Source organism: Eisenbergiella tayi (assembly GCF_001881565.1).
In the GTDB taxonomy this organism is placed as follows: domain Bacteria; phylum Bacillota; class Clostridia; order Lachnospirales; family Lachnospiraceae; genus Eisenbergiella; species Eisenbergiella tayi.
Genome location: NZ_MPDJ01000001.1, coordinates 1459241 through 1472422, shown reverse-complemented (window position 1 = coordinate 1472422; position 13182 = coordinate 1459241). Strand labels below are relative to the sequence as shown.

Below are 13182 nucleotides of genomic sequence, written 5' to 3'. Positions count from 1 at the left end.
CTTTTTTACAGATAAGGGAATCATAGTCCGATATGATTCCCTTATCTGCGGAATTTCGACACATATTTTGCAAATATGTCCGTTCCGTTGTCAGTTACGTTTAACCAGTCCCTGCTCCGTCAATTCATAGGTAGTATCAACCACCTCTTCCAGGTACTTTCTGTCATGGGAAATGCTGATTATCGCACCCGGGTATTCTTTTAGTACCTGTCGGATGACAGGGCCGGAAAGCGGGGAAAAGTTCCGTGTTGGTTCGTCCAGAATGAGGACATTGCAGCCGTCCAGGCTCATTTTGAGAAAAAGGAGCTTGGCCTTCTGGCCGCCGGAAAGCTCCCGGATGGCATGTGACATTTCATCTGCGGTATAGCGCATGCTTCCCAGGTAGGTCCGGATAGTGGTTCTTTCCTCCTTATCGCCCCGGGAGGAAAGAAAGTCGACAGGGTTCTGCTCCAGATTCAACAGTTCTTCATAGTCCTGGGGCATATAGGCCGCCTTTAAATCAGGGCGGGCAAGAAGCTCCTCTGCGATTTGTTTCAGCAATGTTGTTTTTCCGGCGCCATTGCGTCCTACAATGCCTATTTTTTCCGGTCCGGTTATACGAAGGAAAATAGGGGAGGCCAGAAGGCGTCCTTCAATCATAAGCCGTTCCTTCTGGCAGTCGAGAACTATTTTGCCGTTTGGAATCCGGGCTTCCGGAGTTATTTTTACAAAAATCGCTTTTTCTGCATCAGGCATTTCCGTCATATCTTCTTTTTCCCGTTCAAACCGGTGTTCCTGTGCTTTTACCGCCTTCATTTTTTTCTTAAGCAGCTTGGCTGTAAAGGGATCCTGGCGTGAAATATTATTCTGCTGTGACTCTACCTTCTGTTCGATCTGCCGGAAACGTTCCATTTTTTTCCGGTATTCCCTGCGTTCATTTTGGGCCTGCTGCTCCTGGCGGAGAAAGGAGGCCTCCCGATTCGAGATATATTCCCGGTAGGGCATCCTCACGATCGTATGTCTCGGCTGCGTTTTCCGCATAATCTGTTCCAGATGGATAATCACATTGGCGGTATGCTCAATGAGGGTTTCATCATGGGAAACATAGAGGACAGGCTTGCCGCAGGTATTGATAAACTGCTCCAGCCATTCCAGGGTTTCGATATCAATGTCGTTGGAGGGTTCATCCAGCAGATAAATATCCGGCTGGCACATCTGCAGGCCGGCGATCTGCAGCTTTACTTTTTCGCCTCCCGAAAGTGTGCCGCACAGCTGGTCGGAGTAAAAAATATCCTTGGGAAGCCGAAGCCGGGCGGCGATAGCGGCCAGTTCTCCCGGGTTCCTGTCTGAAAAAGCAGGAATGGACGTGCAATAGGTATATATGGTCTGCTCTTTGTATTCCGGAGGGAATTCCTGAGGAAGATATCCCATGAGTGTACCCTGGGTAAGGATATCTCCCGTGTATTCCACGTAGCTGTCAACCAGCCGGGAATCATAAATCAGCTTCAGCAGTGTGGATTTTCCGTTGCCCTCCTCACTGATAATGACGGCCTTATCACCTGAATTGAGGGAAAAAGTAAAATGATCAAGAAGCGGTCTGAGATCCTTTTTATGTGTTATGGAAAGATTTTTTATTTGCAGCATAATGCATCATCTCCTTACTCAAACGGAGCCTTTGCCTGCAGCGGAAAATGGAATGCAAAAAATCCACTTTCCGTTTATTACCGGAAGTGGATTAACGCATAGATACCATAAAAGCACGCCGGAAAGCAAAAGCTTTCTGCAGCGCATGTATAATCAATGATAAATGCTCACAATCCGAATTTTGGCAATAAACATACAGCAGGTATTATCCCGAAACAGGAAATACCCAAAGGCTTATAAAAGTTTATTGAACAGTCAAAGCCAGGCTTTGGCCGTTAAAGTTCCAAATTCAGATTATTTCCGCATCTTTTCACCCTTTTCTTGTTAAAATTGGAATCAGCAGAGCCGATTCTCCATTACTATAGCATGGGGAATTTCGTTTGTCCAGTATATCTTTTTTCAGGAACAGTTCGTTCCGCTTAATTGCGTTTTATTATTTTTAATGTATTGTATGTTTTTGTATGATTAAGGAGGAAAGCTGTCTCTTCAGAAAATACGATATTTCCTGTAAAGCTTACATAAAAAACCAGGAGGTAGGAACCAAAAACAGGTAAGGGGCCGTAAATATGGCGAGAGAAAGCGCCAGCTTTTTACGGAGGATCCGATCCGGAACTGCTTTTCTCAGACAGAAATGATAATTGAAGAGAAAAATACAGCTGCCGCTGATGAGGATACAGAGGATTGTCCAGAGGAATGCCGCGGGGGTGGAAAGAGGATTGTAGGTAACCGCATTGGTCAGATTATTGTACCACCATTCTGTCAGGGGAGATCGGTAGTCCAGAAAGGAATCGATGATATTCACCAGGAACATGAAAAAGGTTCCGATGAAATCGGAAATAAATCCGAAAACCCATATTTTCCAGACAGAACGTTTGACGATTTCTTTTCGCCCGGAGATCTTCAGGCAGTGCATGGTGATAAGAAGTACGGCAAGATCAATCAGAAAGTTGGCAGGGAGTATTACAATCCAGGTAGAAGGAATGATCCACAGCAGCCAAAGCGGAAAAATCATATTGTACAGGATGATATTATTTGAAGATTTTTCGGAATAAACTTTATAAATATTATGTAATTTACTTAAATATCCTTTCATTATTAATCTCCTTATCGATTTCGACTAAATCAGCAATTATCAAAACAGGGCGGATACAGTATCCAGTATTCCTGTAAAAAGCAGTGCGGGCAGCATATTTCCCACCCGGAATTTCTTCCCGAAGGCAAGATTGATTCCTACGCAGAAGATAAGGACATTTCCCACAAAGGAAAGGTCGGATATGATCTGGGCGGTGAGGACGGGTTCCAGGAAACGGGCAAAGAGGGTGATGCTGCCCTGCCATAATCCTACGGGGAGAGCGGAAAAGACGGCTCCTTTTCCATAGGAGGAGGCGAATACGAGGACGATAATACCATCCAGGACAGCTTTTGCGGCAAGCATGGAATAGTCTCCCCGCATACCGTCTTCCAGGGCGCCCACGATGGCCATTGCTCCGACGCAGATGACCAGGGATGCGGATACAAAGCCTTCCACAAACTGGCTGTCATTTTTTCCGCCCGCTTTTTCCCGGAGCCACTCTCCGAAATGGTCCATCCATTTTTCTATTTGTATCCATTCCCCCAGAAGGGAACCGAGTACCAGGGAAGCGATCAGCAGCATGGTGCCTGATGTTTCCAGAACGCCGTTTTCTATGCGGTACATTCCCTTCAACGCGCCGGATATACCGATGAAGATGGTGCAGACACCTAAAGCCTGCATGAGTATTTGCTGATACCGCTCTTTAAGGCCGCCTTTCAGAAGCATGCCTGCGCCTCCCCCCAGAATGACGGCGGCAACATTGATAATCGTTCCGATTCCTCTCATAAAATTCCCCTCATGCCGGGCAGTTAATACTGCCGGCTTTTAATTCTGCCTTTGAATGATTAGTGTTTTAAACTTTAAATATTACTTTAACATAAGAGAACGTTTTGCTCCACAAAAAAATAAATGGAACACGTCTGACACAGCAGTCTTTTTACAGGTGGTGCTGCATTCAGCTCTTGCAGCGAAGCAGACACTATTTAATTATTAAGGTAAAAAATATAAAAAACACCACACACCTCAATAATCCGGGTGTGCGGTGTTTTTATCATTCTATGCTTTTATCTGCCCATCTCAAAAAGTTATTCGAAGGTGATGGCTACCTTAAAGTCCCCGTATTTTCCTGTGGCATAATCAAACGCGGTTTCCCATTCTTCAAGGGAAAAGGTTTTGGACACCACACCCTCTGTTTTCAGGTTCCCATTGCTGATGTTTTCAATGACAAAGGGATAACAGTAAGGGCTGAGATGGGAACCCAGGAGATCCAATTCCTTTCGATCTCCGATAATGGACCAGTCTACGGTAGTCGGTTCCCCGAAAACGCTGAATTCCACGAATCTTCCCAGCTTACGGATCATTTTCAGACCCTGTACCACACTGGAAGGATGTCCGGTTGCTTCTATATAAATGTCACAGCCGTAGCCGTCGGTCATGTCCAGTATTCTCTGTACCACATCCTCCCTGCCGGGATTGATGGTTATGTCGGCCCCGAATTCCTTTGCCTTTTCCAGCCGGTTGTCGGCCATGTCCAGGGAGATTAATTTAGATGGATTTTTCATCCGGGCATACGTGATCATGCCCAGTCCCAGCGTACCCGCTCCGGAAATGACCACCACGTCTTCATTTCCTATCTGCGCCCGGTCTACGGCGTGCTTGGAGCAGCCATAGGGTTCAATCAGCAGAGCCTGATCAAGAGGCATATCCTCAGGAACCCTGGATATTACAGAGGTTTTAGGATATCTCACATATTCCGCCATTCCGCCGTTGTTGGTATTCTGGAATCCGAAAATGGAATGAGGCTGGCACATCCAGTATCTGCCGCTTCTGCAGAACCGGCATTCTCCGCAGGGGACGATCTGGTCTGCCGTAATCCGGTCTCCCAGGGAGAAGCCTTTCACCTGAGAACCCATTTTAACGATGCGGCCTACAAATTCATGGCCCGGTATAAAGGGAGGCTTTACCCAGGGAGCTTCTTTTTCATCTCCCCAGAACATGGCCGCTCCGTGCTGGCATTTTAAATCCCCTGCACAGATGCCGCAGCCTTCTGTTTTGATTATGATGTCGTCCTCCCCGCATTCGGGAACAGGATAGGCGGTTTCCAGCCGATAGTCACCGTTGCCATAGGCTACCAGCGCTTTCATGGTTTTAGGTAAATCATTCATTGAGGCATTCTCCTTTTTTTGAAAACAAGTACTGTCAGTCGTTAAGGATAATATCTACGGAATCGCTGAAGGTTTTCAGTGACTGATCAATATCCTGATTATCCAGCATGATAGCCTGGATACATGTTCTGAATTCTGCAATGACGGGTGTCAGGTTGGCGATACGATAGCTGTCATCACCATACTGAAGGGCATCATAAGCGATTTTGTAGTTGTCACTTTCTTTCCAGAGATTCTGAATGGCGTCGGACTGTGCCATTGTTTTGGTGAAAGGAAGATAACCGGAGCCGATAACAAAGGCAAGGCCGCCCTTTTCGTCTTCAATAAACCATTTCATGAATTTCCAGGCTGCATCCTGTTCTTTGCTGGCAGCCAGGATACCGAAGCCGTTTCCGCCGGTAGGCATGGATTCGATTTTGCCTTTTACCAGGGGAGCTACCACATATTCAAAGGAATCACCGATGGTTTCCCTTCTGGAGGTGATGGCGCCTGAAGAATTGATGGTCATGGCTGCCATGCCGGAGGTAAACATCTGGTTATCCTGATCGTTGGCGGGATCGTTGTAATACAGGGCGCCGGAATCCTGCAAATCCTTCATGAAGCTGAAAGCTTCTTTCGCGGTTCCGTCCTCCAGGCATCCCAGCCCGGTCTGATCTTCGTTGAAGAACTTGCCGCCTGCCTGCTGGATCAGGGCGAAGAACTCCCACTGGTCAAAAGGAACAGACAGTCCGTAGCGTTTGGTTTCGCCGTTTTCCACGATGGTGCATTTGTTGGCAACCTCCTTCAGTTCTTCCCAGGTGGTGGGGATTTCACAGCCCATTTCGTCCAGGACTGTTTTATTGATGTGAAGGATCTGGGCGGAACGGCCGAAAGGAATGACAACAAGCTTTCCTTCATAATAAGCGTCATTTACAAAAGCGTCAACAAAATCTTTATCATCCATTCCGTCCTTCTGCATGTGGGGAAGCAGATCGGCAAATGCGCCGTTTACGGCAAGCCTGCCCACATTGTCCTGGGCTACCTGGAGAATGTCGGGAGCATTGCCTGCAAAAATAGCCTGTTCCGCTTTGGCGGCGGCTTCCGCGTAGCTTCCCTGGAAGGTGGCGACTACTTCCACTTCATTCTGGGAGCTGTTGAAATCCGAAACCATCTGGTTGATTAAATCCCCGTTTGTACCGGACATGCAGTGCCAGAACTGTACGGTTTTCTTTTCTCCTGAAGCTTGTGTGCCGGCGGCGCTTTCAGCCGCTTCCGGCGTTTCGGCTGCCTGGGCAGAATCCGTTGCCGCCGGAGCGGGTGCGGAGTTTTCCGTGGAAGCGGGAGCCTTGCCGCAGCCTGCGAGAGCGGCAGCCAGAATGGAAACCCCCATTAAAATACTTAAAACTTTCTTTTTCATAACCATATCCCCTTTCGTATTGTTTGGTTTATTTAATCCCTGAATAGGCAAAGGATTTCATAATTTGTTTGGAAGCGAACAGATATACCAGCAGTACAGGCAGAACCAGGATGGCGTTTCCTGCCATGACGATCTGCCAGTTGGCCATACCTTCCATTTCCTTCAGCTGTGCGATAGCCACCGGAAGCGTCCGGTACATATCCGCATTGGTCATGACGAGCGGCCAGAAATATTCATTCCACTGTCCGACGAAACTGAAAAGTATAATGGAGGCGAGTGCCGGCTTGGACATGGGCATCATTATCTGCAATATCACCCTCCATTCCGATGCGCCGTCCAGCTTTGCCGCTTCTATCAATTCATTCTCTACCTGCATAAAATACTGTCTCAGTAAGAAGATAGCGAATGCATTTGTTATAAATGGTAATATCTGAGGAAGCAGGGAGTTTATCAGCCCCCATTTGGACATCATCAGATATACGGGTAAAAATGTGATCTGTGTGGGCATCATCAGCGCGATCAGGATGCTGCCGAACATGATTTTTTTCCCCTTAAATTCATATTTCGCAAAGGCATAGGCCGCCGGAACCACCACCAGCATCTGCAGCAAAATGACGCTGAGCACCACGATGATGGAATTTTTTAGATAAATCCACATGCCTCCGGCCGGGCCGGAATGCCAGGCGTCCAGATAATTGTGAAATTGAAGTACTGCCGGAAAGAATGTGGGCGTAACCCGGTTTACTTCATCTATCGTCTGTAAGGAGGTGGAAATCATCCAGAAAAAAGGCCACCCGAAGATAAATAAAAGAAACAGTTTCATGATTACGCCGCCGGTTTTAATCAGTCTTTTTTTGAGCCGCATAATAATCCTCCCTTTTTGCTCCCTGTAACCTATTGGTAATGTACCTTCCTGGAAAAGCCCCAGAAGTAAATGACTGTCAGTATGCTTACTATGATGAGCAGAATCACCCCGATCGCCGCACTGTAGCCGATCCGCAGATTCAGAAGAGCTTCGGTATAAATGCTGTAAACCAGCGTGGTAGTGGCATTGTTGGGGCCTCCCTGGGTCAGGATACGCACCGTATCAAAAACCTTGAAGGAGCTGATCGTACGGATTATCAAAGTGAAGAACAGCTGGGGTGAAATCATGGGAAGGGTGATCTTGAAAAAAATAACCACTTTATTGGCATGATCCAGCTTTGCGGCTTCATAGAGGGATGCGGGCACGCTCTGAAGGGCCGCCATAAAAATCAGGGTGTCATATCCCACGGCCTTCCATACCGATACCAGTATGACGGAAGGCATTGCGGTGGAGGAGCCCGACAGCCAGGAGGATGTGGGCAGGCCCAGCTTTCTTAACAGGAAGTTAAACAGTCCGAAATTCGGTTCCATCATCCAGAGCCATATCAGAGCGATGGATACAATGGATACCACATGAGGACAGAAGACGGCGGCCTGTACCAACCGGTTCAGCTTTGAACTTTTTTCGCTGAGCCATACCGCAAGCAGCAGGGCGATTGCCGTAATAATCAGAACCACGGCTATAGTGTAAACCACGGTGTTGTTTAAGGATTTGTGAAAATCCGGCCTGCTCAGTACCTTTCTGTAGTTATCCAGTCCTATAAATCTGCTTTCGGAAGGATTGAGCATATTGGTGTTCATGAGGCTGAGCTGTATCAGCTTAATTATAGGATAAATGGTAAAAAGAAGGATTCCGGCCAGAGCCGGAGCGGTCATGATGTATGGCCTTATTTTGGTGGCAAATTTCTTGTACTTCATACAAACATCCCCTCCCTGGTGCTTAACACCTCGTTTCCCTGTACCACCTTGACGCCTCTGTCTCTCAGCTGATCAATGAACGGGGCGGGTGTACGCCAGTCAGTCACAATGCCGTCCAGATCAGATACGGAAGCGATGAGCCCCAGAGAATCGTCTCCGAATTTGCTGTAATCCAGCGCGATATAGTGTTCCTTGCAGGATGCCATCATGAGCCGTTTCATCCTGGCCTCCTGCAGGTCCGGTGTAGTGAAGCCGTGCTCCAGGGTAAGGTGGTTCCCGCTGATAAAGCCTTTGTCAAAAAACAGGGTCTTCATCATTTCTTCCGCATAGGCCCCCACGCAGGATAAAATCCGGTGACGGAAGTTACCGCCGATCACGATGACGGAAATATCTTCCGCTTCCGAAAGCTCCATGGCGATATTGATGGCATTGGTACCCACCAGTATTTTCCGCTTGGAGCCGCTGCGTATCACCCGGGCAAGCTGTGTTGTGGTGGTGCCGCAGTCGAGAAAAACCGCATCCCCGTCACTGATACAGTCGTAAGCCGCATAAGCGATGGAAAGCTTTTCTGCCGTATGCTTCCATTCTTTTTCCTTGTGGGAAAATTCATTCAGGGATCCGTAAGCGCTTATGGCGCCTCCCCATGTTCTTTTCACCAGGCCTTCCTGTTCCATGGCTGCCAGAAGCTTCCTGACGGACACATCGGATATTTTGAAGGCTTCGCTTAGTTGGGATACGGTAACGGAAGACTGGGTATCAAGTATCTTGATGATGAATTCTTTCTTTTCCTGCGTTGTCATTTTAAAATCTCCCAAAACGAAACAATTAATGTGAAATTTAATTACGAATTTCGTAAATATTTGTTTTGATTCTAGCATCAATGAGTTTTGATGTCAATTATTTACAAATATTATATTAATTTCGTAAATAATTCATATAATTTGACCTCCAAAACTGTTAATAATTTCAATTGACTTACTAAAAAAGACCTTATATACTACATTTATTGTTTTGAATATAAAGAAAAAAGAAAACATAAAGTTTCGAAATGAAATTAAACCTTATAAAAGGTTTCGTTTTAAATTGCTTTTGAAAAGGAGAAAGAAGATGAGTCCATATGCAACAAAGGTGCTTGCCTTTGACCTGGACGGAACCCTGACACAGCATAAGTCTCCCCTGTCACCGGAATACAGAGAACTCCTTTGCCGGCTGGGAGAAAAATATACGCTGCTGATGGTGGGAGCCGGTTCCTGTGTCCGTATATTTAAACAAATGAGGCGTTTTCCTATTGAAATCATCGGCAATTACGGGATGCAGTATGCGGTTGTAAAAGAGGAGGCTTCCCATCCCCGGATTGTGTTGGAGAGAGATAACCGGGCGGAGGTGGACAAGGCGCTTGCTGTCAGAAGGGCGGATGAACTCCGCAGGGAGCTGGGATATACCTCTTATATGGGAGATACGATAGAGATTCATGAAAGCGGCATGCTCACTTTCCCCATATTGGGGACGGCAGCGCCTATCCAGGACAAGCTTTCCTATGATCCGGACCGCAGCAAGAGAAGAGCGGTTTATGACCGGGTGGTGGACAAGTTCCCTGAATATAAGGTGTATGTGGGAGGCTCCTCATCCTTTGACATCGTTCCCCACCCTTATGCCAAGCTGTATGCGCTGGATTTGTTCTGCAGGGAGAGGGGGCTTTCTCATGAAGAAATATGGTATTTCGGGGATGATTACGGGATTGGAGGCAATGATGAGGATGTATTTTTATCGGATGTCCCTTTTCAGTGCATCGATGATTACCGCACCATTCCGGAATACTTAAAACAGTTTTTATAAAATGGGAGGACAGTATTATGATATGGAATCAGTCGGAAACAAATATCTGGGTGGCGGGACACAGGGGGAATCCCGCGGAGTGTCCGGAAAACACGATGGCTTCTTTTCGGAATGCCATGGAGGCAGGCCTGGACATGATTGAACTGGATATACAGATGTCGAAGGACGGCGAGCTGGTTATCATGCATAATCTCATCGTGGATCAGACAACGGACGGCTCCGGGCCAATCCGGGAAATGACTCTTAAGGAAATCCGTTCTCTGGATGCCGGAAGTAAATTCAGCGGTGAATATCAGGGGGAAAGGGTTCCTCTGTTTGAGGAATTCCTTGAACTTACAAGGAAGTACCCGGATATGACGTATGATTTTGAATTGAAGGAATATCCGACAGAAGGGAATGAGAGCCGGGCATACGAAACCGCAGATCGGGTGATAAGCCTGATTGAAGAATACGGTTTAGGGGATAAATGTGTACTGAATGCCTTCAGCGCCGTGCTGCTGCAGTATATTCATGATAAATATGAAGGCCGTTATAAGCTGCATGGGTATTATCCCAAATCACTTCTGGGTGCATGGAAAGACAGGGATCCCTATGATATTTTATATTGCGCCTGTGTCTGCGAGGATTTCACCAGGGAAAATTTCAATCGATTGAAAGCGAAGGGTATAGATACCTGGGCCGGAACCCGGTTCAAAAACAGGGAGATGGCAGAGCTGGCCCGCAGCTGCGGCGTTACTTTAATTACCTGCGACAATCCGCGGGAGGTCATGGGGATTCTGCGGGAGATGGGACTGCATAAATAGTGAGATAAAACAGAACAATTTATCTGGCAGCCGGATAGAAAACGCAGGAACAGGGTGAGCCTGCATAATCTTTCCGGTTGCACAGATCCTTTTTTTGATCTATAATTAAAATACTTTTAAAAAGTATTAAAAACTCTTAAAAGGGAGGGCGACTTATGGCAAGTACGATTACTGTCAGGGATATGAACCAGGAAATTGTAAGAAGCTGTATGAAAGGGCTCGGCCCGGTGAGCAAGAGCAGCCTTGCCCGTAAAACCGGACTGAGTTTTCCAACGGTGAGCAAAACCGTAGATTTGTTATGTGAATCAGGAGAAGTGGAGGTGGCGGGGACGGAAGGTTCCAGCGGCGGAAGATGTGCGGCGCTCTACCGACTCAATCCTATGTATGCGCTGTATCTTCTTCTGGCTGTGGAAAATGACAGTGTGCACTGGAAGCTGAAGGATCTGGAGGGAAACAGCCTGACTTCAGGAAGCACGGAAGGAGACGGGGAGGTGCTGACGGTTCTGGAAAAAAAGGTGGAGAGCATCCGGCAGCTGTATCCCAGCATGAAAGGGATAGTTATCGGCGCGGCAGGCATGGTTTCCGGCGGGAAAATTCTTCTGTCGGGAGGGGAATGCCAGCTGGTGGGAATCGATCTTCAGGCGTATTTTTCCAACCGGTTCGGCCTTCCGGTACGGGTAATCAATGATATGAATGCGGTAGCTGCCGGACGCTGGAGCTCGGACGGGCAGAAGGACAACTGCTGTGTCTGCGTTTACCTCGGCAAGAACGGCATGGGCGCCGGCATAGTCATTAATGGAAACGTATGGCAGGGAGCGAGTGATTTCGCAGGGGAGCTGAGCTTTCTTCCGGATATGCCGGGAAAACTCCGTCCCCAGGACAAAGACTTTGCCCCTTCCCGCATGCTGGACGCTTACCGTAAAATCATCCAGATATACGCCTCCATATTGAATCCCCAGCGTATCATCCTGTACCGCAATCCTTTCCTGGAGGGCGTTTTGGAAGAGCTTTACCAGGAATGCGAAAAAATCATCCCTGAGCACTCCATGCCTTTGCTGGTGATATCCGATGATTATGAAAAGGATTATGAAAAGGGACTTATGGTAATCGCCGGTTCCTTATAATAAGAAAGGGTAATAATTTATGAAAAAACATATCATATTCGATGTGGACGGAACTCTGCTGGATTCGGAGGAAGCGGTTCTCCTGTCTTTCCAGGAAACCCTTTACCGGAAAACAGGGAAGAAAACAGATATCAGGGATTTGAAATATGCCCTGGGGATTCCCAGCGAAGCAGCCTTAAGGCAGTATGGCTTTCCAGAGGAAGAAATACCGGAAATCGTGGATTTCTGGGGGGATCTTACCCCTGATTACCGTAAATTTATCAAGGTTTTTCCCGGAATCAGGCAGCTTCTGGAAAAGCTCAAAGAAAACGGTGCCAGACTGGGGATAGTAACCTCCAGAAATGCGGAAGAATACAGACGGGACTTTCTTCCCTTTGGCCTGGAGGGCTATTTTGATACGGTTATCTGTGCGGATGATACCCTTATTCACAAGCCTTATGGCGAGCCCGTGAAGGAATATCTGCGCAGGGAAAATGCCCGTGCGGAGGATGCGGTTTTTATCGGCGACACCGTTTATGATATGGACTGCGCGGCGGACGCGGGAGTGGACGGTGCGCTGGCTCTCTGGGGCTGTGCCTCGCCTGCCCATATCAGGGCGGACTATTACCTGTCCTGTCCTGAGGATGTATTTTCTTCCTTTATGCTGGAGCCAGATCCCCTGAAGGAGCATAAATGGCTGAAATGGGCGATGGAACTGCAGTTTATAGCCCAGGCGGGCCTTACTTATTCCCGGGATCGTTTTGACCGGGAGCGTTTCCGCAGAATACAGGAAATTGCTGCGGAAATAGTGAGCTGCAATACACCTATGGACTTTGAACAGATTGATGGACTGTTTGCCGGGGAAATGGGTTACCAGACCCCCAAGCTGGACAGCCGGGCGGCGATTATCCGGGACGGAAAAATCCTGCTGGTTCAGGAAATGGATGGCACGTGGGCCATGCCGGGAGGCTGGGTGGACATGGATCAGACAATAAAGGAGAATACCGTGAAGGAGGCGGGGGAAGAGGCCGGAATGCTTGTTGCTCCGGTGCGGCTGGTGGCAGTTCAGGATCGAAACAGGCATAATAAGCCTCCTTATGCATATAATATCTGCAAGGTATTTATTTTATGTGAACCGGTGGAAGGAGAATTTGAAAAAAATATAGAAACGCTGGGGAGGGAATGGTTTACCCTGGAAGAACTCCCTGTTCTGTCGGAAGATAAAACCACAAAGGAACAGATAGCCATGTGTTTTGAAGCAGCCGCTGACAAAGATTGGAAGGTTTTGTTCGATTGATATTTGTTGGTAATAAATGGTATAAACATATACGCTTTTAAGAATAAACACAATAAAATAAGCTCATATTTACGGGCAATTGGCTTTGACAAGACAATACACCTA

12 protein-coding genes are annotated in these 13182 nt (G+C 47.4%); 4 read left to right on the top strand and 8 right to left on the bottom strand.

Annotated elements, in window-relative coordinates:
- Positions 1–90: 90 nt before the first annotated feature.
- From BLA28_RS06065 to BLA28_RS06030, 8 genes are all read right to left on the bottom strand, one after another.
- On the bottom strand, positions 91–1623 hold the full coding sequence (locus BLA28_RS06065; RefSeq protein ID WP_069156429.1) for an ATP-binding cassette domain-containing protein: 1533 nt from the start codon (positions 1621–1623) through the stop codon (positions 91–93).
- Positions 1624–2137: 514 nt separating this feature from the next.
- Complete coding sequence (locus BLA28_RS06060; protein WP_081329885.1) at positions 2138–2716, bottom strand: hypothetical protein; 579 nt, start codon at positions 2714–2716, stop codon at positions 2138–2140.
- 39 nt (positions 2717–2755) lie between these two features.
- On the bottom strand, positions 2756–3481 hold the full coding sequence (locus BLA28_RS06055) for a DUF554 domain-containing protein (RefSeq protein WP_069156428.1): 726 nt from the start codon (positions 3479–3481) through the stop codon (positions 2756–2758).
- Positions 3482–3780: 299 nt separating this feature from the next.
- Positions 3781–4860, bottom strand: coding sequence for an alcohol dehydrogenase catalytic domain-containing protein (locus BLA28_RS06050; RefSeq protein WP_069156427.1), 1080 nt, complete (start codon positions 4858–4860; stop codon positions 3781–3783).
- Between the two features lie 34 nt (positions 4861–4894).
- Positions 4895–6256, bottom strand: a complete 1362-nt coding sequence (locus BLA28_RS06045; protein WP_071698895.1) for an ABC transporter substrate-binding protein — start codon at positions 6254–6256, stop codon at positions 4895–4897.
- A 28-nt stretch (positions 6257–6284) separates the two neighbouring features.
- The gene (locus BLA28_RS06040; protein WP_009254896.1) at positions 6285–7121 is read right to left on the bottom strand and encodes a carbohydrate ABC transporter permease; all 837 of its coding nucleotides are present in this window, start codon (positions 7119–7121) and stop codon (positions 6285–6287) included.
- 29 nt (positions 7122–7150) lie between these two features.
- Positions 7151–8038: a carbohydrate ABC transporter permease gene (locus BLA28_RS06035; protein ID WP_069151509.1), complete on the bottom strand. Its 888-nt coding sequence runs from the start codon at positions 8036–8038 to the stop codon at positions 7151–7153.
- On the bottom strand, positions 8035–8838 hold the full coding sequence (locus BLA28_RS06030; protein WP_044963492.1) for a DeoR/GlpR family DNA-binding transcription regulator: 804 nt from the start codon (positions 8836–8838) through the stop codon (positions 8035–8037). Before BLA28_RS06030 ends, BLA28_RS06035 begins: the two co-directional genes overlap by 4 nt.
- A gap of 307 nt (positions 8839–9145) precedes the next feature.
- On the opposite strand from BLA28_RS06030, the gene BLA28_RS06025 reads away from it, so the two are divergent.
- The 4 genes from BLA28_RS06025 (at position 9146) to BLA28_RS06010 (ending at position 13077) form a co-directional block, all read left to right on the top strand.
- A complete protein-coding gene (locus tag BLA28_RS06025; RefSeq protein WP_044963494.1) occupies positions 9146–9874 on the top strand; it encodes an HAD-IIB family hydrolase in 729 nt (242 codons plus the stop codon).
- A gap of 17 nt (positions 9875–9891) precedes the next feature.
- On the top strand, positions 9892–10677 hold the full coding sequence (locus tag BLA28_RS06020) for a glycerophosphodiester phosphodiesterase (RefSeq protein ID WP_069156425.1): 786 nt from the start codon (positions 9892–9894) through the stop codon (positions 10675–10677).
- Between the two features lie 155 nt (positions 10678–10832).
- Positions 10833–11801 (top strand): ROK family protein, encoded by a 969-nt coding sequence (locus tag BLA28_RS06015; RefSeq protein WP_044963496.1) that lies wholly within the window; start codon positions 10833–10835, stop codon positions 11799–11801.
- A gap of 19 nt (positions 11802–11820) precedes the next feature.
- Positions 11821–13077: an NUDIX hydrolase N-terminal domain-containing protein gene (locus BLA28_RS06010; RefSeq protein ID WP_069156424.1), complete on the top strand. Its 1257-nt coding sequence runs from the start codon at positions 11821–11823 to the stop codon at positions 13075–13077.
- Positions 13078–13182: the final 105 nt, after the last annotated feature.